Source organism: Terrisporobacter petrolearius, assembly GCF_020748185.1.
GTDB lineage: Bacteria > Bacillota > Clostridia > Peptostreptococcales > Peptostreptococcaceae > Terrisporobacter > Terrisporobacter petrolearius.
In genome coordinates, this window is the sequence record NZ_JAHZMO010000004.1 from 108,016 (window position 1) to 129,471 (window position 21,456).

Genomic DNA, 21,456 nt, shown 5'->3' on the forward strand with positions numbered 1-21,456 from the left:
ACTTATTACTAATGTATGAGCCATTTAAATCACTAGATTATAATTTAAGAATAGAAATGCTAAACTCATTAATTAACTTATGGAACAAAAGTAAAAAATCTATTTTATTTATTACCAATGAAATTGATGAAGCCATTACTTTAGCCAATAGAATAATAGCACTTCAAAAAAGGCCAACTAAAGTTGCTAAGGAAATTATACTGGATAAAGAAAGTATTGGTAGCAGAGATATGAATTCCGACGAATTTATACAGTACAGAAAAGAAATAATAAATATATTGAGTTAATAATTATAATAAGAATTATGTTTTAATTCAAATCTAACTATTATAAATAAAATTATATTTAATTTAAAGGAGGAGCAATATGGAAGAATTAATAAAAAATATAGAAAGAGGAAAATCAATAGACTTTGATAGTCTAGTAAGTTGTAAAGAAGGGCAAATAGAAACTGTAACTTTAGCTCAGAAAAAGGGTGTTGGAGTGACTTTATTGGCCTTTGGTGAAGGGGAAGGTGTAGGTCCTCATGCTGCAAAAGGAGATGCATTAATATATATACATGAAGGTGTGGCAAGGGTAAAAATAGGTGATGAAACCATGGAAGCTACAAAAGGTCAATTCGTTTTAATGCCTGCAAATATACAACACCAAGTAACTGCAATAGAAGATATGAAAATGCTTTTAATACTTGTTAAAGAGGCCTAAATTATGAGATATTTAAGAAATATAAAACCTTTTGAGGCCATTGCCATGACTAATATGATAAGCCATACAGGAAATACCATAGCAAGCAAGGCATTAATAGATAATGATAATTGTGAAATAAGATTTTTCTCTTTTGCCAGTGGAGAAAGCATAGACAAAGAGCATTATGTAATGGAAACACTTTTTGTAATAATAGAAGGAAGTGCTAAAGTTTTATATAATGAAAATGATGAAACCATAATAAACCAAGGTGATATAATTGCCTTGGAAGCTGACATAGAATATGGTATAGAGGCTTTAACGGATGTTAAATTATTCAATATATTAGTAAAAGCATAAATGATAATGATAAATAAAATATAATAAAAATAAACTAAAAATGGTGTATCTTATGATACACCATTTTTAATTATAAAAATCAATTTATATTTTATTAAGTATTATAGCTACGTTTTTAACACCAGTTGAACAACTTAAAAAGATAAATATTTATACTTATTATAAAATAACAATATAATCTTTTTAAATAATTTAATAAAAAAAGTTAAAAAACTATAATATGGGTATATATGTATTATAATATAAATGATAAATTAAAATGGGGGGAATGATTATGGATTATAAAAAGCTTATATTAAACAGAAAATCGGTAAGAGAATTTAAGGACACAAGTATAGATACAAAATATTTCAATAAAATAGAAAGTTATATAGAAAGTTCTAAAAAATTACTTCCTGAAATTGAAGTTGAAATGAAAATGTATGACTTTAAAGATTGCTATGAAAAGATAAATGAATTGGCAGGATATAACGGATTTTTAATCCAAGCGCCAAATTACATTGTAATACTTTCTGATGTGAAAGAAGGCTATATAGAAAACAGTGGATATATTGGAGAAAGAGTAGTATTAAAAGCCCGAGACATGGGAATAGATTCTTGTTGGATCACTTTTAAAGATAGTAAATCAATAAAAGAAAGATTAAACATTTTAAGTGACAAAGAAGTTACAGCTATAATTGCTTTAGGATATGAAGATAATAGCAATAATAAAAATAAAAGTACTTCAGACAGATTAGGTGTGGAAGAAATCGTATTTATGGATGAGTGGGGAAATAATGCAAGTGTTACTGAATTAGAAGAAAGATACTTACTTGATGCATTTTCATGGGCTAGAATGGCACCATCAAGTCTTAATAGACAACCATGGAGATTTATTATTGACGGTGGTAAAGTTATATTAGCAGTTAAGACAGACGATTTTAGCAGCAATTATGAGGGTAGCATAGATACAGGAATAGCAATGCTTTATTTTAGCTTAATAATAGATACAACAATGTTTGATTTAAAATGGCAGGTTGGAAGTTTAGATAAGGATTATAAAATTCCAGTTGATTATAAAATCGTAGGATATTGTTCTATATAGTTTATAAAAAATATTAAATAAAAATAGAGAAAAAAAGAGTGAATATATATGAAAATATTCGCTCTTTTTTTAGGCAAATTATGTTACAAAAGTAAATAATTCGACCTTATTATAAAGAAAATTGTAACTTGTGGAAAATAGGGTAAATTAAGGTTATTGCAATCATTAGAGAAAAGTTTTATTAATATTATTACGAAAATGTAATATGTCAATGACTCTCATTTTATTGACAATATATTTACTCATAGTTTATATTAAGATTTGGAATAAGGTATAAAAATGGGGATGAAGTGCAGTTTTTTTAGCAACTTTTTAGAGGAGATTAAAGATTAAATTATGAAGAAATTAGGTTATTTTATTATACCATTAGTGATTGGTGGTATATTTTTATGTGGATTAAATAAATTCCTGGACAAGGAAATAGATTCAATGCTTAAAGAAAAAGATTTAATGCCTATAGTAAATGACGCATTAAGTGACGTAAAAGATAAAGGAACTATTGCTAACAATCATTTTATAGAAAAAAATAATATTATGATGTTAGGTTCATCAGAATTAAGCCATTCAACAAAGCAACATCCAACTTACTATTTTAACACCAACAAAAGTAAAAATGGTGTGGTGCCAATAGGAAGAGCATATACTCAAAGCTTACAGGATGCCGCATCATTAGGAAGTTTTAACCCAGAAGCAAAAGACAAGAAAGTTGTTTTGTTAATTTCTATGCAGTGGTTTATGGACAAAAAAGGAGTTACACCTCATCATTATCAAACTAGATTTTCACCGACTCAATTTTATGAGTTTTTAAGTAATCCGAAAGTTTCACAGAAAAACAAAGACATATTTTCTGATAGGTCAAGTAAATTACTAGCGGATGCAGATGAATACAAATCGGAAGCTGTTTATGCTAAATTATATACTTCTAATTCCATTGTATCAAATATAGAAAAAGTGCTTTTAAAACCTTATTTTGAAATTAGAAAATTTGCAGTAAAACTTAAAGAAAAAGGCACTTTATATAAACAATTAGTAGTTTTATCATCACAAAAAGATAAAAAGCCAGAACCTAAACAATCTATAGATTGGAAAATGGAAAAAGAAAAAGCCATTGAAGACGCTAAAAAAAGAGTTGGAGACAACGATCTGTGTATAGATAAAATCTACTATAAAAAGAACTTTGGTGAAAACTTAAATAAAGTAAAAAACAAATATAAAGATGTAAATCTTCTTGAATCAAAAGAATTTGATGATTATCAACTTACTTTAGATATTTGTAGAGATTTAGGAATAAAACCTGTAGTTATAATGCTACCAGCTATGGATAAGTTTTATAATGTTACTGGCATTTCTAAGACGGAAAGACATGAGTTTTATGATAAAGTTAAAAATATTACAAAATCAAAAGGCTTTAAAGTTATGGACCTTAGAGATAAAGAAAATGAAAAGTATTACTTACGAGATGTAATGCATCTTGGAACGAAAGGTTGGGTGGATGTTTGTGAAAAGTTATATAAAGAATTTGGCCAAGAATAAGTACTTAATGATGAGTGCTACATTTACAGTAATAATTGTTGCAGCAATATTAGTATTCACATTTACTTCATTTAAAGACTTACCATTTATATATAATGAGTTCTAATAAAAGGGAGATTTCACATGAAAATTATAGAAGGAATAAAAAAATATTCAACTACAGATAGAATTGCATTAATATGCAATGATGAAAAACTTACGTACAATGATTTAGAAAAGTATTCAGAAGCAATTGCTCTATACTTAAAAGATATACATAAAGAAAAAGATATACCTATAGTTATATATGGAAACAAAGAAAATATGATAATGCCATGTATGATAGGTGCTTTAAAATCGGGTAGAGCTTATGTACCACTAGATATAAGCTTACCGATGGACAGAGTATTTGACATTACAAAAGAAGTTTCACCTAAGGTATTATTTAACTTTAGTGATGAAACAGACTTTGGAGATTTAAATGTAATAAACGAAGATAGACTAAAAGAAATAATAAAAAAATATGAAAACAAAACTTTAGGAAAAGAAAACTGGGTAAAAGGCGACGAAAATGCCTATATATTATTTACTTCGGGAAGCACAGGAAAGCCTAAGGGCGTACAAATAAGTTCAAACAACTTAGATAGTTTTGTAAGCTGGATAAGCCCATATTTAAAAATTGATGGAAGCGAAAAAGTAATAATGAATCAAGCAGCATATTCTTTTGATTTATCAGTAACTTCCATATATCCAGCACTAGTACATGGAGCAACTTTATTCTCTTTATCAAAGAAAGTATTAGCTGATTACAAAGAATTATTCAGCCAATTAAAAAGATCAAATATGGCTGTATGGGTTTCTACGCCATCTTTTGCAGGTGTTTGTACAACAGAAAAAGATTTTGATAGTAACATGTTAGAAAAGCTTGAATCAATGATATTTATAGGAGAGACTCTTCCTAAAAGCTTAGCTAAGGAATTACTAGATAGATTCCCAAATACAAGAGTAATAAATGGATATGGACCAACAGAAGCTACAGTTGGTGTTAGTGTAAATGATATGTCTTATGAATTAATAAATGATGAGAAAAGTCTTCCTGTTGGATATCCTATGTCAAATTGCAAAATAAAAATAGTAGATGATAATGGAAATGAAGTTGAAGAAGGAGAAAAAGGTGAAATTATCATAATAGGGCCTTCTGTTTCAAAAGGATATTTTAACAACGAAGAAAAAACAAATGAATCATTTTTCTATGATGAAATAGACAACGTTAAACATAGAGCCTATAAAACAGGTGACAAAGGATATATGTTAAATGGCAATATATACTACTGTGGTAGAGTAGACTTTCAAATAAAATTAAATGGATTTAGAATAGAAATTGAAGATATTGAAAGTAATTTAAGAAAAGTTGAAAATGTAAATAATGCAATAGTTATACCTGTGTACAAAGACGAAAAAATTGCTTATCTAAAAGGAATTGTTCAGTTAAAAATAGATAATGAACTAAGTAATATGAAAAAAGGTATAGCGATAAAGAAAGAGCTAAATAAATATATTCCTTCATATATGGTACCAAGAACTATAAAAATTATAGAAGACTTTCCAACAAATACAAATGGAAAAATAGATAGAAAGAAACTTATGGAGGAAAATTAATGACTTTTTCACAATATGGAGATTATTTTTATCTTTATATACTACTATTAACTGCAATACCTGCAATAGTTTTAGGACTTAGAGAAAAAAATATAAAATATTATGGTATGTTAGCAACAGTTTTCATGATAATATTAATTGTAGGTGTAAATGTTAGACTTTCATATTTAATAGGATTTATAATATGGGAAGTAATAGTAGTTAAAGGATATGAATATGTAAGAAAGAAAACAGATAGCAAACTTGTATATAGATTATTTTTATTTTCTTCAATGCTTCCAATAATAGTAAATAAAATTTCACCATTAACATCTTTAGGAGTTATAGGATTTATAGGAATATCTTATTTGAACTTTAGAACGATACAAATGGTCATAGAAATTTACGATGGAGCAATAAAGGAAGTTAATATTTGTACCATGCTTTATTTTGTATTATTTTTCCCTACACTAAGTTCTGGTCCTATAGATAGATCTAGAAGATTTGAACAAGAGTTAGAGAAAAAAATACCAAGAGAAGAATATATAAACGAATATTTAATCCCAGGAATTAAAAAAATATTTATGGGAATTGGATATAAATTTGTAATAGCATTTTTAATAAACATACTTTGGATGGGTCACATATCATCAGAGTTAACTTTTGCAAATGCTATAAACTACATGTATGCTTACAGCTTGTACTTATTCTTTGACTTTGGAGGATATAGTTTATTTGCAGTAGGGACTAGTTATATTTTTGGAATACATGCACCAGACAACTTTAATAAACCATTTATCAGTAAAGACATGAAAGAATTTTGGACAAGATGGCATATAAGTTTATCAAGATGGTTTGGTGATTATATATTTTCTAGATTTACTATTGGGTTTATTAGAAGTAAAAAATTCAAAAAAAGAGCTACAGCTTCTCATGTATCTCAGATGATTACAATGGGTGTTATGGGGGTTTGGCATGGACTTACATGGTATTATATCCTATACGGTTTGTACCAAGGTCTAGTGCTTGTAGGTACTGATATATATCAGAAAAAATCAACGTTTTATAAAAAACACAAGAAAGAAAAATGGTTTGAGATTGTACAAATAGTTATAACATTCCATATAGCATGTTTTGGATTGTTAATATTCTCAGGACATTTCGCTTAAATATTAGGAGGATAGATTATGCAAGAAACAGTTATAAGTATATTTGAAGACGTATTAGAATGTGATGAAATAAGAGATGATTTAGATATGAATTTATTTGAAGCAGAACTTTTAGATTCACTAGCTATAATAGAAGTTTTAGTTGAGATAGAAGATAGACTTGGTATAGCACTTCAACCAACAGACTTAGAAAGAAGTGACATGGCAACAGTAAATAACTTAGTTAAATTCTTAGAAAACAGAAAATAACATTACTTAAAGGTGTATCAATAAATTTGATACACCTTTTTTTTGTTTATGATTTATTTTTAATAAAAAAGTTTAAAGTAATAATAAATTGTGTATATACTATATGTGGTATCGAAAATGATATTAATAACTATATATAGTGTGTTTTACTTAAAAAATACATATAATCAAGCTTATAAAAGGAAGGTAGAGATGAACTGGATAGAACTTAACAACCAAGTCATAATAAAAGACGAAGAAGGAAAATACCAATTAGAGAAAGACAGAGAAGCTTTAGAAAGTTATTTAAATGAATATGTAAATAAAAGGTTAAAAAAATTCAAAAATATAGAAGAAAGATTAAATTATTTAATAGAAAATAATTATTATAACAAAGAAGTAATAAATAAATATACAATGGACTTTATAGAAAAGATTTACAACCATATAAAAAATTGTGATTTTAAATTCCAATCTTATATGAGTGCTAATAAATTTTATCAAAACTATGCTCTAAAAAGTGACGATAACAAAATCATATTAGAAACATACAATGATAAGGTTTTAATAGTATCATTAGCTCTAGGTGATGGAGATGAAGATTTAACTTTAAGTTTAGCAGATAAATTAATAAAACAAGAGTTTCAGCCAGCTACTCCCACATTTTTAAATGCAGGAAGATCAAGAGCAGGGGAGATGGTATCTTGTTTTTTGCTTTCAGTGGAAGATAGTACAGAGGGAATTTCTTATGCCATATCTTCTGCCAACCATTTATCTAAAATAGGCGGAGGAGTAGCTTTAAATTTAAGTAGACTAAGAGCATGCGGAGATCCTATAAAAGGAATTGAGGGAGCCGCAGGAGGGCCTGTGGGTGTTGCAAAAATGCTTGAGCAATCATTTAGTTACTTTAATCAAATGGGAGCTAGACAAGGAGCAGGAGCAGTTTATTTAAGTGTATTCCATCCAGACTTTGAATTATTAATGGACACAAAGAAAATAAATGCAGATGAAAAAATAAGATTAACTACTTTATCTTTAGGTGCCATAATTCATAACAAATTTATGGAATTAGCAGAAAAAAATGAGAAAGTTTACGCCTTTTATCCATACAGTGTATACAAAAAGTATAAAATTCACTTAGATGAGATGAAAATGGATGAATGGTATGACAAGCTTGTAGAAGATAGGGATATACGAAAAAAAGAAATTAATCCTAGACAGATGCTTACTAAAATAGCACAGATGCAACAAGAAAGTGGCTATCCTTATGTTGTTTTTATAGATACAGCAAACAAAGAACATACTTTAAAAGATTTAGGACTTATAAAAATGTCAAATTTATGTTGTGAAATATTCCAATATCAAACACCTTCAAACATAAAAGGTTATGCAGAAGAAAACATATGGGGACAAGATATAAGTTGTAACTTAGGATCATTAAATATAGCGAATGTTATGGACAATAAAGATGTGGAAAAAACAGTGGAAACAGCTATAAAAGCCTTAACTTTTGTTTCAGATAAAACTAATATAAAACAAGTTCCAACGGTGAAAAATGGTAATGATAAATCACATTCCATAGGCCTTGGAGTAATGAACTTACATGGATATTTAGTTAGAGAAAATATACTTTATACTTCGAAAGAAGCTCTGGACTTTTGTAATGTATTTTTTGCCATGATAAGATTTTATGCCATAAAAGCATCTATGAATATAGCAATAAAAAGAAAAGAAACTTTTGTTGGATTTGAAAAATCAGAATATGTAAAAGGTAAAGACAGTGAAGTTTTATCAAAATATTATAATGAAAATTATTTACCAAAGACTGATAAAATAAAAGAATTATTTAAAGGTATTTATATTCCGACTAGAAAAGACTGGTCAAAGTTATTAGATGAAGTAAAAGAAAATGGTATATACAATGCTTATTTAACAGCCATAGCACCAACACAAAGCATTAGCTACGTGCAAAATGCCACAAGTAGCATAATGCCAATAACAGAGCCAGTGGAAGTTAGAACTTATGGAGATTCAACAACAATTTATCCTATGCCATTTTTAACTAATGAAAATATGCTTTACTATCAATCAGCTTATAGAATTGATATGAGAAAGGTTATAGACATAGTAGCAGCAGCCCAAAGTCATGTGGACCAAGGAATATCTACAACATTATTTGTAACAGATGACAAAACAACTAGAGATATAGCAAGATATTATATTTATGCTTATAAAAAAGGTTTAAAAAGTTTATATTACACAAGAACAAAAATGACAAGAGATGATAATGAATGTCTAATGTGTTCTGTATAGGGAGAGATAATTATGACATTTACTTTAAATAAAATACACAAAGCAGTAAACTGGAACAAAGAAGATGACAACTTTACACAAGCCTTTTGGGAACAAAATGTAAAGCAGTTTTGGCTTCCAGAAGAAATTTCTGTATCAAAAGATTTAAAAGTTTGGAATGAACTAAGTGAAAGAGAAAAAGACTTATATAAAAAAGTTTTAGCCGGTTTAACACTACTTGATACAAAACAAGGAAATAACGGAATACCTTCCATGATGAGTTTAACGGATAACCTTCAAAGAAAGGCCGTACTTTCATTTATGGGAACTATGGAAGAAATACATGCGAAAAGTTATTCATCAATATTTACAACTCTACTATCAAATAGAGAAATAGATGAATTATTTGAATGGATAGAAGAAGAAAAAACTCTACAAAGAAAAGCAGAGTTAATTTTAGAGCAATATGAAAATACAAATGATGAAAAAAGTTTATATTTATCCATGGTAACAAGTGTATTTTTAGAAAGTTTTCTATTTTATTCAGGATTTTTTTATCCCCTATTTTTGGCAGGCCAAGGAAAAATGGTATCAAGTGGAGAGATAATATCACTTATTCTAAGAGATGAATCACTACATGGAAAGTATATAGGATTTCTCGCAAAAGAAAAATTTGAAAGCTTTAATAAAGAAGAAAAAATGGAATTAAAAAATCAGATGTATGAAATTTTCAACAGCCTTATGGATAATGAAATAGAATATACGAAGCTTATTTACAAAGACAGCAACTTAGAAGAAGAGGTTATAAACTTCTTACAATATAATGCCAATAGAGCACTTGAAAATTTAGGATTTGAAGATTACTACCAAGTAAAACCTGTAAACCCAATAGTTTTAAATGGCTTAAGTACAGAAACTAAAACACATGATTTCTTCTCCACAAAAGGTAATGGATATCAAAAGGGAATATACGAAGAACTAAAAGACGAAGACTTTATAATATAAGAAAAAAGTACCTTATAGAATTAATTTTATAGGGTACTTCATTCTTAATTATTAATTAAGAATTATATATTTTTAATTCTTATTAAGAATAAGTGGTAAATTATGCTATAATTCTATAGTGACAACTTAATGAATATTGTATTTATATGTATAAAAATAGAAATATAAATAAAGGGGAAAATTATCTATCAAATAAAATGAAACAATATTAAAACAGGCCAAAGAATGATAATAAATAAACTTATCTTTCTATTGAAAATACACTAATCAGATTATTAACCTAAAAGGGGAACTTATTGAAATTAAAGGGGGTAATATTTGAATGAAGATGCAAAATAAATATAAAATCATACTAATAATATTAATTTTTATTACTATGAACTTATATTTAATATTTAAACCAGCATTCATTTTTTCTGACGAAAATATTTCAGACAAAATAAGTAGTAATTATTTAGATAAGCAAGGTTCCTTAAGTGATTATCAGATAAATTCATCAAAAATACTTAATACTAATAAAGGAACTTTTGTAGAAACACGTTATAATGTTAAGCCAAAAGCACTGGCATACAGTGAGTGGAATGCAGGTAACGGGGTAGAAGGTTATAATGGGTGGTTAGTTAATAAGTCCACGTGTATTCGTTACCACAAAATAGGATTTATGTATATAACTATTGAAAGTTTTACAGAGTCGTGATTATTTATTAATTTATTTTAATTTCAATAAACAAATTAATAAGATTTGCAATTTACATATATTAAAAATAAAAAAGCAATTACTTTAGAAAATTATATTTAAAGTAATTGCTTTTTTATGTAATTATCACATATTACCATTGAAAAAATAATGAAATAATTCTATAATAATAGATAATGAACGTATGTTCTTAGAAAATGGAATATATATTTGATAAAAGTTATTTATTAATCTAGGGTTCATATTTTTAAGGAGGTGAGGTTTTGGATTTACAAAGAAAGCTTGAAATATTATCGTCAGCAGCAAAATACGATGTGTCTTGTTCGTCAAGTGGAAGTAACAGAAAAAATAAAAAAGGTGGTATAGGAAATGCTTGTGTAAGTGGTATTTGTCATTCATTTACACCAGATGGAAGATGCGTATCTCTTCTCAAAATTTTAATGAGTAATGTGTGCATTTACGACTGCAGTTACTGTGTAAGTAGAACTTCCAACGATTTTCCAAGAGCCACATTTACACCAGACGAAATATGTGATATAACTATAAATTTTTATAAAAGAAATTATATTGAAGGCCTATTTCTAAGCTCGGCCATAGTGAAAAGTGCCAACTTCACCATGGAGAAATTGTACGAAACAGTTTATAAACTTAGAATTGAGCATAACTTCAATGGATACATACATTTAAAGGCCATACCTGGAGCAGACCAAAATCTAATAGATAAAGCAGGACTTCTAGTTGATAGAATGAGTGTAAATATAGAACTTCCATCATCAGAAAGTCTAAAAATATTAGCACCAGATAAAGATAAAAATAAAATCTTATCGCCAATGAAAAATATTAGTAATAAAATTATTCAAAATAAAAATGAAATAAAAAGATTTAAAAATGCTCCAAGCTTTGTGCCTGGAGGCCAAAGTACACAATTAATAGTGGGGGCATCGCCAGAAAGTGACTTGAAAATACTAACTCTAAGTGAAAGTTTATACGAAAAGATGAACTTAAAAAGAGTTTATTACTCCGCTTTTGTGCCAGTAACAAATGATAAAAGACTACCAGAAATTAAAAATCCACCAACACTAAGAGAGCATAGGCTTTATCAAGCAGACTGGCTTCTTAGATTTTATGGATTTAACGCAAAGGAATTATTAAGTGAAGAAAACCCCAATTTTGATATAAACTTTGATCCTAAAACTAATTGGGCTTTGAAAAATATTCATACATTTCCACTAGAAATAAATAAAGTACCTAGAGAAATGCTGCTTAGAATTCCAGGTATAGGTGAAAAATCTGTTCAAAGAATAATGGCTATACGTAAAGTTTCAAATATTACCTTTGAAGATTTAAAAAAAATAGGTGTGGTTCTAAAAAGAGCACAGTATTTCATAACTTGTAATGGAAAATACTATGGAGATGTATCCTTTGATGAACCACTTATAAGAGATAAATTAGCTCCTAAAGAAGACTTAAATATATTAGAAAGCAAAGGAGAGCAACTAAATTTCTTTAATATGCCTGGATTTTATTATTCGCCGGCCATATTAAAAGTAGATGATATTTTTTCTTCGGTAATAGGAGAATTATAGGAGGAATTTATGAGAGTATTTTTACATGAACCAACTTTTGAAGGCTTGCTATCTGCCGTTTATGATGCTTATTACTCAAGCAGAAAGCCAGAGGCTATTTACAGTAAAATAGTATATGAAGAAAATTTAATCGACGAAGTTATTACAATAAAAAGTAATTCTATTAAATTTGAAAAAGTTTATAATGCCATAATAAATAAAATATCAAAAGATTTACTAAATAAAATATATTATGTATTTTTATCTGAAACAAAGGAAAGTTCCAATTTGATTTATAATTACTTGAAAATTGGATTTAAATTTGGAAAAGATGTGGAATTACATATAAATAATGATATAGTTTTAAATATGGACAAAATAAGTAACAAGGTATCATATGAACGTCATAGACTTACAGGTTTTGTTAGATTTAAAGAAATAAATAATATTTTATATGCTTCCATAAACCCAGATTACAACATACTTCCCATACTTGGAAGTCATTTTAAAAAAAGACTTTCAAATGAAAACTTTATAATTCATGACGTAAAAAGAGATACTGCTCTTATTTATGATAAAGAAGATTATTATTTAACTAATTTATCAAAAGATCAAAAGAATATTTTAATAAATAGTGATGACAAAGGTGAGTATGAAAACTTGTGGAAGCAATATTTTAAATCAGTGAATATAGAAGAACGTAAAAATCCTAAACTTCAAAAGAGAATGATGCCAACTAGATATTGGAATAATATTGTTGAAGTTAATAATAAGTAATTAATAGATTTTCTGACAAGTATATAAAATTAAAAATAGTGCAAAAATAAACATGTATGATTAGATTTATCATATTTTACTAATTATTTATACAGCTGGGAGTGAATCATAATGACAAAGGTAACCTTACAAGATATACAAAAAGCACAAGAAACAATAAAAGATATAGTAAAAAAGACAGATATACTTGAAAGTACTAAACTTAGTACAATGACTGGAGCAAATATTTATTATAAATGCGAAAATCTTCAAAAAACTGGATCTTTTAAAGTGAGAGGGGCTTCTAATAAAATAGCAAATCTTACAGAAGAGGAAAAATCTAAAGGTGTTATAGCATCAAGTGCAGGAAATCATGCCCAAGGTGTTGCGCTAAGTGCAAAAATGAACGACATAGAAGCAACTATAGTAATGCCTTCAACGGCACCCCTTGCTAAGGTAACAGCAACAAAATCTTATGGAGCAAATGTGGTATTAGAAGGAATCGTTTATGATGATGCCTATGCAAAAGCAGTAGAGTTACAAAAAGAAAGTGGTGCAACATTTCTTCATCCATTTAACGACGAATATGTTATAGCAGGACAAGGAACAATAGCCTTAGAAATTTTTGAACAAATGAACAATAAAGTGGACACTATACTTTGCCCAATAGGCGGAGGAGGAATAATCTCTGGGGTGGCAGTGGCAGCAAAAGCCCTAAACCCTAATGTTAAAATAATTGGTGTACAAACAGCAAATATTCCATCTATGTACGAATCAATAAAAGAAGGTAAGGTAACAACAGCATTTAAAGCAACTTCTGTGGCAGATGGTATATCAGTTAAGACTGTAGGAGATAAAACCTTTGATATAGCAAAAGAATTAGTAGATGAAGTGGTTCTTGTGGAAGAAGGGGAAATAGCAGAAGGCCTTTTATTCTTAATGGAAAACCAAAAAGTTGTGGCAGAAGGATCAGGAGCGGTTACAACAGCAGCAATACTAAGTGGAAAATACAAACCAAAAGCAGATGAGAATGTTATTTGTATAATTTCAGGTGGTAATATAGACGTTAATACTTTAAATAGGATAATAGCAATAGGTCTAAATAAAAGTGGTAGACGTTTTTCATTTAACACAGATATACAAGACAAACCAGGAGGACTTTCTGAACTTACTGGAATACTAAGTGGATTAGATGCAAATATAATAACAGCAAATCTATCTTCAATAAATGAAATTGGTAGATTAAATGCTCATATGATTTTAGAAACATTTGACCTTGAGCATATAGAAAAAATTAAAAAAGCAATAAGTGATGGCGGTTTTGAAATTAAATAATAAATAAATCGTATAAAATATAAATAAATTAAAGCGACTAAATAATAATATTTAGTCGCTTTATAGATTTAATCTTCAAACCAAGACTTTTTATAAAGAAGTATTATTATTGTAACTTCTCCTGAAGTGAAGTACTGAAAAAACAAAGATGTAACAATAATTGCTAGTACCTTGTTATACTTAGCGCCTATACTAGTTAGCTCCATCCTATTGAGAATATTTCTTCAGTTCCATTTTGAGCAGTCCAAGAAAAGATCACAAGAACAACTAGTCCTATAGCTGGGACACCTCGTAAAAGAGATGTATCAGGATTTTCAGCAATGTTTCCTGTAATAAAAAAAATTACAGGAAACATTGTAGTATTAAATATAATCAAATATTACAATATATTAATAATGTATTTGAATAGTTTTCACAAAAAATAAATATTATAATAGCAGCCCAATAGTTTTTATAAAAATCATAAAAAGATAAGATGATATATAGTCAAATACCGTTGTTTATGGTATATTATAATTCGTTGTTTAAATTGAGTTGAAATATTTGTAATTGTTAAGAAAGGGAATACCATGGAAATACTTAGATTTAAAAAAGACGAATTTAATATGAAAAACTTCATACATTACTATAATGAAAATATAGAGGAATTACTTTTTAATTATCCTCATTATATATCAAGGGTTTGCTTAGTAGATAGAGATTATATGGACGTAATTATATTTGATGAGGATTACGAAAATATAAATGAGGAAAAAGATTATGAAGAGTTATTATATAATGGAGAGTATGCACTTCATTTTGTTGTTGGAAAAACCTATGAAGGAGCAGAAAAAATAGAACTTATTAATGGTAAAAAATACGTATTAAATCACTATATGGGTGATATTTATGAAGATGATAACACTGTAAAGGATATAGGAGACTTAAGTTTGAATGTGGATAATTTGGTTGGCTTATTAATTGATTTAGAGGAAAAAGAAATAGTGGTTCATCCAGTAGATTTTGAACATGGAGGAGAAATTTCTCAACCTAGGATAAGAAATGTTGATTATTGTGGAGACCTGGAAGAAAAATTAGTGAAAATTTTAGATGAATTCTTAATTCAATAATTTAAAGGACAGCTATATAGCTGTCCTTTGCTTATTTCATGCCTAAAACAAAGTTAAAAATCTTAACTCTGTATAAAATTTCATAACCAATAAATGTTAAAATTGCTGAAAAAATTATTATTAGTCCTATGGATAAAGCAGTAGATTTAACTGTAGGTACAATTAAAATTGCAAGAACTAATAAAATAGGTTGATGAATAATATAAATTGGAAAAGTACGCTTATTTAAGAACCTTAGAAGTTTATTATTTTTATTAAAATGAACACTACTAAAACCTATAACTGTACAAATTGCAGATATTAAAACACCGTTTTTTAAAATACTATCAATAATCCATACTGTTAAATTACTATCTTCTGGTCTAAGTAATAATGTATAAGTTACACCACAAATTCCGAAAAAAATAAGGGCAATTAAATACTGAAAGCGATGACTTATTAATTTTTCTAAAAGTGTATCATCTTCATAAACAATATAACCTAGCAAGAAAATTAATAAACATCCTACTATGCTTTTTCCCATTATACCTGGAAACAAGTCGCTACACATTCCAAGCATCAATAAAAATATAAAACTAAATTTATTTACAAAAGCCTTTTTTAAGAAATGAACTATATTTATTCCTTTTTCCTTTTTAAAAACTAAAGATAAAATAATTCCGCCCAAGATAGAAACAACAAATAAATATAGTATAAACCATAAGTGAGCAGGGGTAAAAGCTCCATCATAGCCTGTAAAATCAGTTACGTTTGAAAAAAAGAAACCTAAGTGACTAAAATAATTCAAGTTTACTTCACCACGCCAAACTCTTGCCAAATAAGTTTGTGGTGGTACTAAAAATATAAGTCCAAATAAAAGTGGTACAAGAAGCTTTTTAATTCTTTCTACTATATATTCCTTCATATTTCTACGCTCAAAGGAAAAATATGTGGAAGCTCCTGCGAGGAAAAATAGCATAGGCATATACCATGTAAATAATAATAAAATTATTATGTTTGCAAAAAAGTTCTTTTCTTGTGAAATAATATAAAAATCCCCAAATTTACAAAATATAGCGCAAGTATGATAAACAAAAAGCATGAGTATGCTTATGTTTCTAATCCAGTCTATTTCATATCTTCTCATCCAGCCCTCCAAATTTATAATAAGTTACAAAACATTCTTGCTATTTATTTTACTTTACCATAAATTTAGTCACATGTATTTATAAATTAATAATAATAAATTAGAAAATATTAAAGCTGAAAGATAATTCTTCCAGCCATTTTATTTATCCAATTTTAACAATATTTAAACTTGCAGGGCATCCTTCATTGGTAAAACTATCAATAGTTTTACTATTGGAAAAGCTATTGTTTTTTAATTTAAGGATAGCATTTTCACAAATATAAACTATATCATCACCAATAATAAACATACAATTTTTATTACTAGGATCTACAACCCCAAAGATTCTTTGGATGTTCTTTTGTAGAATATTATTAACATATAGACCTATACTTTGTTCAATAGGGTCTTTCTTACCCTCTATATTAACTGGAATCTTATATATTATATGATATACACCAGATTTATTGACTTTTATAGTTGTAGGACTAACAAGAAGGATATCTTCATTAAATATTTCAGTCATATTAAATGGAAAATACTCATCTACACCTACATTTACTAATTCTGTTTGTAGAAAAGTAGCATAAGAGCTTTCTTTATTACTGCGCTCTTTTAATATATTGCAGAGGTTTTTTAATAAGTGATTATAATTTTTATTATAGTCATTAAACTCTTCTTTCATTGACGTTACACCCCCTAGTATATTTTATGATGAGCTTTTCAAAAGATTTACAAAATAAGATTTATAAACGATAATATTTAAGATAAGTATTAAAGTCCCAATTTTTCAAGAAGGATTTAGCTGAAAAATATCCAGAGTTATATAAAGCTTTGGTTTGTTCGTTAGATATATCAAAATCTGTAGTATCGATACCTAAGGTTGGAATATTGACAATTCTAACTGCATCACAATCTTTAAAATATACTTCCTCGCTTGTTGCAAGACTTGTTTCTATTACATCTATTGAATAGGGAATAAATCCATTTTGATTTTTGCTTGGTTTTTCAACATTATTATATAAATTCAAACCAAATGTAGGCCATCTTGGCTTACGTTTTACATCGAAAATCCAAATAGGGAAGTTGCTCAAAAGTCCGCCATCAACAATATAACAAGGAGTTTTTCCACTATATAAAATTACTGGTTCAAAGAAAAATGGTATACTAAGGCTCATTCTAACAGCTTTTGCTATTTCAAAATCAAGTGGATTTATATTGTACTCAACTAGGTCATCAGGCAAGGTAATTAATTTATGGCGAGTAACATCTGTTGCAATAACCTTTAATTTACTTTCACCATTAACATAAATATCTCTAAAATATTTTTTTCCTTTTCTTTCAAATTTTTCTGTTAAAAAATTTTCTACATAATCTCCTGCGTGTAGGCCCTTGGAAACAAATAGAGAAGCGATAGGTCCGAATAAAGGAATAGATTGTAATTTATTTTTATCTGCAAACTTATTATAATCCAAATAAAACATAATATTGCTTATTTCACTGGCACTATAACCAACAGCTACTAAGGAAGCAACAATTGCTCCAACTGATGTACCTGCAGCCCTTTTCCATATATATCCTTCTTCTTCAAAAAAAGAAAGAGCACCCACAAGAGCTATTCCTTTAACACCCCCACCTTTGCAAACTAAATCTGCATACATTATTATTCACCACCAATATTAAATTAGTACCTATAGAATTTGGTACAATACATAATATGTAGATTAATATAAAGATGATAAATATTATAATGAAAGTGTTAAAAATTCTTGGAGAAACTTTGTATCAATTTTTATGAATATTATATAATAATTCCTAGTAGGATATAATATCACCTATATCTAAAATATAATAATCTGTAATAAATATTTATATCATACAAAAAAACTAAAACTGTTAAATTTAATAAGAATTCTGTATACTTTAGTTAATTGGTTAACAAAATATAAAATAAAAAAGGAATTATTTATTAGAAACAGAATATTATATATAAACCTAGTTATTTTAACTATTGAACAGATATTAAAATGTGTGAAATCCCCCACATTCTAATACAATTATAATAATTTAGCACCTTATGCACCTATGCATTTGGTGCTTTTTTCTATATTTCTTTAACAAGGAAAATTTATTAAAAAAGGACATGTATAGGTGTTTTTTAAGTTATTTTTTATGAAAATTTGAATAAATAGTAATATATAATTATTTTTCCTAGTTATTATATAAATTTTAGAAAAGAAGGTGAAAGTTTGAGCAAAAATCAGAGCATAAAAGTAACAATTAGTTTTAAAGAAAATTATAGAGATCTAACTTTATACAATTATCTTTTGGAAGATATAAAGAATCAATACGGAATAAGCTCCTATGTGAAAAATTTAATAGAAAGGGATATGGAAATAAGAAAAACAAAAACAGGCTCATAATTTATGAGCCTGTTTTAGAAATATAATAATACAAGGAGAAATAATTTAATAATAGTAAATATTGTATGAAGTACCATTAATAAATTACTTACTAGTAATTGTAGTCTAATTTTTAACAATTCACAATAAGATTAATTGTTAAAAATTAAAAAAAATCTGTTCTTTTAATATTTTATTACCCTGAATCCTAGTATCTACCTGGTTTAGTCCATCTATAAATATATTTTCTATTTTGTTTATATTATAACTATTATCAATTATTATTGTATTTTTATCTTCTAGTAATTTCATATTCCCACTTCTACATCTACAATTCATACTATTATGTTTATAGCAACAGATTATTTTATTTTGATTTTTTGCAAAATTTACAGTATGCATAGTTCCACTATTGGTCTCACATTCTACAACTATTACACCTAAAGAGAGAGCACTTTGTAAACGGTCTCTTTCTACAAAATGATTTTTGTAAGGTTTTTCCAGAGGAAAATACTCACTCACAATACATCCATTATTGTAAAGTATTTCTTCACATAAAAGCTTATGATTAGATGGATAAATATTTGATATTCCACTAGGTAAAACTGCTACTGTTTTATTGTGATTTTTTACCGTAGAGATATGTGCATTATAATCTATGCCATGAGCCAGACCACTGACAATTATATAATTTTTATTTGAAAATATTTCAGCAAGATTTCTAGTTATTTTTTCACTTTCTAATGTGGGACGTCGAGTTCCTATAATTGCTACAGATTTATTTTCAATAATACAAGACTTATTTCCTTTATAAAATATAATTACAGGGTTATTTTCAATAACTTTAAGTTTTATAGGAAAATCTTCGTCTAAAATGGTCATTATTTTTATATTATTTTTTTCACAATGATTAATAATACTTAAACTTTTATTTTTTGCCAATATTACATCTTGTATGTTTAAATTTAATTTATAACTTGGAAGGTTTTTAATAATAAAATTAAAAATCTCAAAAGAATTAATAGATGATGGCAAAGGGTTAAGTATTAATTTATTAATTGTTTTTTTACCAATTTTATTTATATTAAGTAAAGTTAAAATTAATTCTGTTTTTGACATAATAACACTCCTATTAAATTAGTTTCTCAAATTAACATAAATTTTAATAGGAAATGATTTCATTTATATTAAGTTCTATTATTAACTATTGTTGATACTACGCTTAATATACCTGCCAAAATATCATTGGATACATCATTTATATTTATAAATGGTTTTGGAGGTTCTTTATATTTCCCTAAACTTTTCCCCATAATCATAATATCATGCCATTTACCAAGTTTATAACCACAATTTGGATATAATCCTAGTTTTTTAAAACCAAAGAATTCATGAAATTTAATACTACTATCATTTGGACTAGTTATTTTACAATAAACATTTTTTATATTTTGGTGAGCTAAAATTTGCAAAATACAAGTATATAATCCTCTGCCAACACCTCTATGAGTGTATTTCTTGTCAACATAAATAGAAAGCTCCACATTCCAATTATAAGCATCTCGCGCCATATATCTATTAGCATATGCATACCCTATAACTTGATTATTTAATTCACACACAATATAAGGATAGTTTTCTCTACTTTTTTCAATTCTACTACGGATTTCATCAATGGTAGGTACTGCGTACTCAAATGTTATTGATGTGCTAATTACATAAGGTGCGTAGATTTTTAAAATTGCTTTTGCATCATTCTTCTCAGCAAATCTTATAACAAATTCATTCATATATACACCTTCTTATATCTATTATTTATTAAAAGTGTAATGAAAAATAATAGAATAAGCAATAAGAATAGAATAAAATAAAAAAATACCGTAATAAAAATGCATTTATTACGGTATTTTACAAATAATTGTCTAATTATACATGTTATGTTGATTCATATAATTATAAATTTGTTCTCCATGTTCTTGTTCTTCTTTTTGAATATGATTTAAAACTTGTCTGATATTTTTATCTTTAACTTCAAATATAGCTGTGTTATATGTAGCAGAAATATATTTTTCAGTAGATAAAGTATCTTGACATAACATTTTATCATTTTCATCATATGTACCACTAGATACATTATTTACCATATTAGGCATTGAAAGTGTGCTATCTTGCTGCATTTGTTGATTTTGACTGTTTTGGTTACCAGAATTAACATTTGGTACTGTACCATTTAATATTTGATTAATGGAATCTAAATGTTCTTGTTCTTTTTGAGCCAAAGAAGAAAATAATTGTTTTAGTTCTTGACACTTAGCTCTTTTAGAATAATCATTATACTTTGAAACACATAAAGTTTCATGACTTTTTTCATCTTCAAGTAAAAGTCTTTCTTTTGTAGTTAAATTTACCATAATAACACCTCCACTTTTAGTTTTAGTTTGTATAATTGAGCAAAATTTATTCTACTTATCTCATAATATTTACTTTTATTATAAAATTTATTATTCAAGAG

25 protein-coding genes are annotated in these 21,456 nt (G+C 27.3%); 17 read left to right on the plus strand and 8 right to left on the minus strand.

Annotated features, from left to right (window positions below; translation table 11 throughout):
* The first annotated feature begins 11 nt into the window (after positions 1-11).
* The 15 genes from K0040_RS04060 to ilvA all read left to right on the plus strand — a co-directional run bounded on the left by K0040_RS04060 (position 12) and on the right by ilvA (position 14,325).
* Entirely contained in the window at positions 12-287 is a 276-nt protein-coding gene (locus tag K0040_RS04060) for a hypothetical protein (RefSeq protein ID WP_228107671.1), read from the plus strand.
* Between the two features lie 79 nt (positions 288-366).
* Complete coding sequence (locus tag K0040_RS04065; RefSeq protein ID WP_228107672.1) at positions 367-705, plus strand: cupin domain-containing protein; 339 nt, start codon at positions 367-369, stop codon at positions 703-705.
* A gap of 3 nt (positions 706-708) precedes the next feature.
* Positions 709-1,044, plus strand: a complete 336-nt coding sequence (locus K0040_RS04070) for a cupin domain-containing protein (protein WP_228107673.1) — start codon at positions 709-711, stop codon at positions 1,042-1,044.
* 274 nt (positions 1,045-1,318) lie between these two features.
* Entirely contained in the window at positions 1,319-2,128 is an 810-nt protein-coding gene (locus K0040_RS04075) for a nitroreductase family protein (protein ID WP_228107674.1), read from the plus strand.
* Between the two features lie 336 nt (positions 2,129-2,464).
* Positions 2,465-3,661 (plus strand): D-alanyl-lipoteichoic acid biosynthesis protein DltD, encoded by a 1,197-nt coding sequence (gene dltD / locus K0040_RS04080; protein ID WP_228107675.1) that lies wholly within the window; start codon positions 2,465-2,467, stop codon positions 3,659-3,661.
* Positions 3,627-3,767, plus strand: a complete 141-nt coding sequence (locus tag K0040_RS04085; protein WP_228107735.1) for a hypothetical protein — start codon at positions 3,627-3,629, stop codon at positions 3,765-3,767. The genes dltD and K0040_RS04085 overlap by 35 nt, the downstream gene beginning before the upstream one ends.
* Positions 3,768-3,784: 17 nt before the next feature.
* Positions 3,785-5,299 carry a D-alanine--poly(phosphoribitol) ligase subunit DltA gene (gene dltA, locus K0040_RS04090; RefSeq protein ID WP_228107676.1) on the plus strand — a complete coding sequence of 505 codons (1,515 nt, stop codon included), beginning with the start codon at positions 3,785-3,787 and terminating at the stop codon, positions 5,297-5,299.
* Positions 5,299-6,447: a D-alanyl-lipoteichoic acid biosynthesis protein DltB gene (gene dltB, locus K0040_RS04095; RefSeq protein WP_228107677.1), complete on the plus strand. Its 1,149-nt coding sequence runs from the start codon at positions 5,299-5,301 to the stop codon at positions 6,445-6,447. The genes dltA and dltB overlap by 1 nt, the downstream gene beginning before the upstream one ends.
* A gap of 18 nt (positions 6,448-6,465) precedes the next feature.
* Positions 6,466-6,696, plus strand: coding sequence for a D-alanine--poly(phosphoribitol) ligase subunit DltC (dltC, locus tag K0040_RS04100; RefSeq protein WP_074916778.1), 231 nt, complete (start codon positions 6,466-6,468; stop codon positions 6,694-6,696).
* Between the two features lie 192 nt (positions 6,697-6,888).
* Positions 6,889-8,988 carry a class 1b ribonucleoside-diphosphate reductase subunit alpha gene (gene nrdE, locus K0040_RS04105; RefSeq protein ID WP_228107678.1) on the plus strand — a complete coding sequence of 700 codons (2,100 nt, stop codon included), beginning with the start codon at positions 6,889-6,891 and terminating at the stop codon, positions 8,986-8,988.
* Positions 8,989-9,000: 12 nt separating this feature from the next.
* Entirely contained in the window at positions 9,001-9,972 is a 972-nt protein-coding gene (gene nrdF / locus K0040_RS04110; protein ID WP_228107679.1) for a class 1b ribonucleoside-diphosphate reductase subunit beta, read from the plus strand.
* Positions 9,973-10,294: 322 nt separating this feature from the next.
* On the plus strand, positions 10,295-10,669 hold the full coding sequence (locus K0040_RS04115; protein WP_228107680.1) for a hypothetical protein: 375 nt from the start codon (positions 10,295-10,297) through the stop codon (positions 10,667-10,669).
* Between the two features lie 263 nt (positions 10,670-10,932).
* Complete coding sequence (locus K0040_RS04120) at positions 10,933-12,255, plus strand: putative DNA modification/repair radical SAM protein (RefSeq protein WP_228107681.1); 1,323 nt, start codon at positions 10,933-10,935, stop codon at positions 12,253-12,255.
* A 9-nt stretch (positions 12,256-12,264) separates the two neighbouring features.
* Positions 12,265-13,011, plus strand: coding sequence for a TIGR03915 family putative DNA repair protein (locus K0040_RS04125; RefSeq protein ID WP_228107682.1), 747 nt, complete (start codon positions 12,265-12,267; stop codon positions 13,009-13,011).
* Positions 13,012-13,122: 111 nt separating this feature from the next.
* Entirely contained in the window at positions 13,123-14,325 is a 1,203-nt protein-coding gene (gene ilvA / locus K0040_RS04130) for a threonine ammonia-lyase (protein WP_228107683.1), read from the plus strand.
* 68 nt (positions 14,326-14,393) lie between these two features.
* Here ilvA and K0040_RS04135 read toward each other — a convergent pair whose 3' ends face one another.
* The gene (locus tag K0040_RS04135) at positions 14,394-14,531 is read right to left on the minus strand and encodes a hypothetical protein (protein WP_228107684.1); all 138 of its coding nucleotides are present in this window, start codon (positions 14,529-14,531) and stop codon (positions 14,394-14,396) included.
* Positions 14,522-14,680 (minus strand): hypothetical protein, encoded by a 159-nt coding sequence (locus K0040_RS04140; protein ID WP_228107685.1) that lies wholly within the window; start codon positions 14,678-14,680, stop codon positions 14,522-14,524. The genes K0040_RS04135 and K0040_RS04140 overlap by 10 nt, the downstream gene beginning before the upstream one ends.
* A 214-nt stretch (positions 14,681-14,894) precedes the next feature.
* On the opposite strand from K0040_RS04140, the gene K0040_RS04145 reads away from it, so the two are divergent.
* Entirely contained in the window at positions 14,895-15,434 is a 540-nt protein-coding gene (locus K0040_RS04145; protein WP_228107686.1) for a hypothetical protein, read from the plus strand.
* Positions 15,435-15,465: 31 nt separating this feature from the next.
* Here K0040_RS04145 and K0040_RS04150 read toward each other — a convergent pair whose 3' ends face one another.
* From K0040_RS04150 to K0040_RS04160, 3 genes are all read right to left on the minus strand, one after another.
* A complete protein-coding gene (locus tag K0040_RS04150) occupies positions 15,466-16,560 on the minus strand; it encodes an acyltransferase family protein (RefSeq protein WP_228107687.1) in 1,095 nt (364 codons plus the stop codon).
* 145 nt (positions 16,561-16,705) lie between these two features.
* Entirely contained in the window at positions 16,706-17,227 is a 522-nt protein-coding gene (locus K0040_RS04155) for a hypothetical protein (protein ID WP_228107688.1), read from the minus strand.
* A gap of 61 nt (positions 17,228-17,288) precedes the next feature.
* Positions 17,289-18,203: a patatin-like phospholipase family protein gene (locus tag K0040_RS04160; protein ID WP_228107689.1), complete on the minus strand. Its 915-nt coding sequence runs from the start codon at positions 18,201-18,203 to the stop codon at positions 17,289-17,291.
* 588 nt (positions 18,204-18,791) lie between these two features.
* Between K0040_RS04160 and K0040_RS04165 the strand changes: the two genes are divergently transcribed.
* The gene (locus K0040_RS04165; protein ID WP_228107690.1) at positions 18,792-18,965 is read left to right on the plus strand and encodes a hypothetical protein; all 174 of its coding nucleotides are present in this window, start codon (positions 18,792-18,794) and stop codon (positions 18,963-18,965) included.
* A gap of 138 nt (positions 18,966-19,103) precedes the next feature.
* On the opposite strand, the gene K0040_RS04170 is transcribed toward K0040_RS04165, so the two are convergent.
* The 3 genes from K0040_RS04170 to K0040_RS04180 form a co-directional block, all read right to left on the minus strand.
* Positions 19,104-20,063 carry a DNA-processing protein DprA gene (locus K0040_RS04170; RefSeq protein ID WP_228107691.1) on the minus strand — a complete coding sequence of 320 codons (960 nt, stop codon included), beginning with the start codon at positions 20,061-20,063 and terminating at the stop codon, positions 19,104-19,106.
* A gap of 68 nt (positions 20,064-20,131) precedes the next feature.
* Positions 20,132-20,734 (minus strand): GNAT family N-acetyltransferase, encoded by a 603-nt coding sequence (locus K0040_RS04175; protein WP_228107692.1) that lies wholly within the window; start codon positions 20,732-20,734, stop codon positions 20,132-20,134.
* Positions 20,735-20,866: 132 nt separating this feature from the next.
* Positions 20,867-21,355, minus strand: coding sequence for a spore coat protein (locus tag K0040_RS04180; RefSeq protein ID WP_228107693.1), 489 nt, complete (start codon positions 21,353-21,355; stop codon positions 20,867-20,869).
* Positions 21,356-21,456 lie beyond the last annotated feature (101 nt).

What these genes read in the sequence shown, in the direction of transcription:
- K0040_RS04065 (WP_228107672.1), top strand. Translation starts at nt 367, where the DNA reads ATGGAAGAATTAATAAAAAATATAGAAAGAGGAAAATCAATAGACTTT.
- nrdF (WP_228107679.1), top strand. Translation starts at nt 9,001, where the DNA reads ATGACATTTACTTTAAATAAAATACACAAAGCAGTAAACTGGAACAAA.
- K0040_RS04140 (WP_228107685.1), bottom strand. Translation starts at nt 14,680, where the DNA reads ATGTTTCCTGTAATTTTTTTTATTACAGGAAACATTGCTGAAAATCCT.
- dltA (WP_228107676.1), top strand. Translation starts at nt 3,785, where the DNA reads ATGAAAATTATAGAAGGAATAAAAAAATATTCAACTACAGATAGAATT.
- dltC (WP_074916778.1), top strand. Translation starts at nt 6,466, where the DNA reads ATGCAAGAAACAGTTATAAGTATATTTGAAGACGTATTAGAATGTGAT.
- nrdE (WP_228107678.1), top strand. Translation starts at nt 6,889, where the DNA reads ATGAACTGGATAGAACTTAACAACCAAGTCATAATAAAAGACGAAGAA.
- K0040_RS04125 (WP_228107682.1), top strand. Translation starts at nt 12,265, where the DNA reads ATGAGAGTATTTTTACATGAACCAACTTTTGAAGGCTTGCTATCTGCC.
- K0040_RS04075 (WP_228107674.1), top strand. Translation starts at nt 1,319, where the DNA reads ATGGATTATAAAAAGCTTATATTAAACAGAAAATCGGTAAGAGAATTT.
- K0040_RS04115 (WP_228107680.1), top strand. Translation starts at nt 10,295, where the DNA reads ATGAAGATGCAAAATAAATATAAAATCATACTAATAATATTAATTTTT.
- K0040_RS04145 (WP_228107686.1), top strand. Translation starts at nt 14,895, where the DNA reads ATGGAAATACTTAGATTTAAAAAAGACGAATTTAATATGAAAAACTTC.
- dltD (WP_228107675.1), top strand. Translation starts at nt 2,465, where the DNA reads ATGAAGAAATTAGGTTATTTTATTATACCATTAGTGATTGGTGGTATA.
- K0040_RS04150 (WP_228107687.1), bottom strand. Translation starts at nt 16,560, where the DNA reads ATGAGAAGATATGAAATAGACTGGATTAGAAACATAAGCATACTCATG.
- K0040_RS04060 (WP_228107671.1), top strand. Translation starts at nt 12, where the DNA reads ATGTATGAGCCATTTAAATCACTAGATTATAATTTAAGAATAGAAATG.
- K0040_RS04160 (WP_228107689.1), bottom strand. Translation starts at nt 18,203, where the DNA reads ATGTATGCAGATTTAGTTTGCAAAGGTGGGGGTGTTAAAGGAATAGCT.
- ilvA (WP_228107683.1), top strand. Translation starts at nt 13,123, where the DNA reads ATGACAAAGGTAACCTTACAAGATATACAAAAAGCACAAGAAACAATA.
- K0040_RS04135 (WP_228107684.1), bottom strand. Translation starts at nt 14,531, where the DNA reads ATGGAGCTAACTAGTATAGGCGCTAAGTATAACAAGGTACTAGCAATT.
- K0040_RS04180 (WP_228107693.1), bottom strand. Translation starts at nt 21,355, where the DNA reads ATGGTAAATTTAACTACAAAAGAAAGACTTTTACTTGAAGATGAAAAA.
- K0040_RS04070 (WP_228107673.1), top strand. Translation starts at nt 709, where the DNA reads ATGAGATATTTAAGAAATATAAAACCTTTTGAGGCCATTGCCATGACT.
- K0040_RS04175 (WP_228107692.1), bottom strand. Translation starts at nt 20,734, where the DNA reads ATGAATGAATTTGTTATAAGATTTGCTGAGAAGAATGATGCAAAAGCA.
- K0040_RS04155 (WP_228107688.1), bottom strand. Translation starts at nt 17,227, where the DNA reads ATGAAAGAAGAGTTTAATGACTATAATAAAAATTATAATCACTTATTA.
- dltB (WP_228107677.1), top strand. Translation starts at nt 5,299, where the DNA reads ATGACTTTTTCACAATATGGAGATTATTTTTATCTTTATATACTACTA.
- K0040_RS04170 (WP_228107691.1), bottom strand. Translation starts at nt 20,063, where the DNA reads ATGTCAAAAACAGAATTAATTTTAACTTTACTTAATATAAATAAAATT.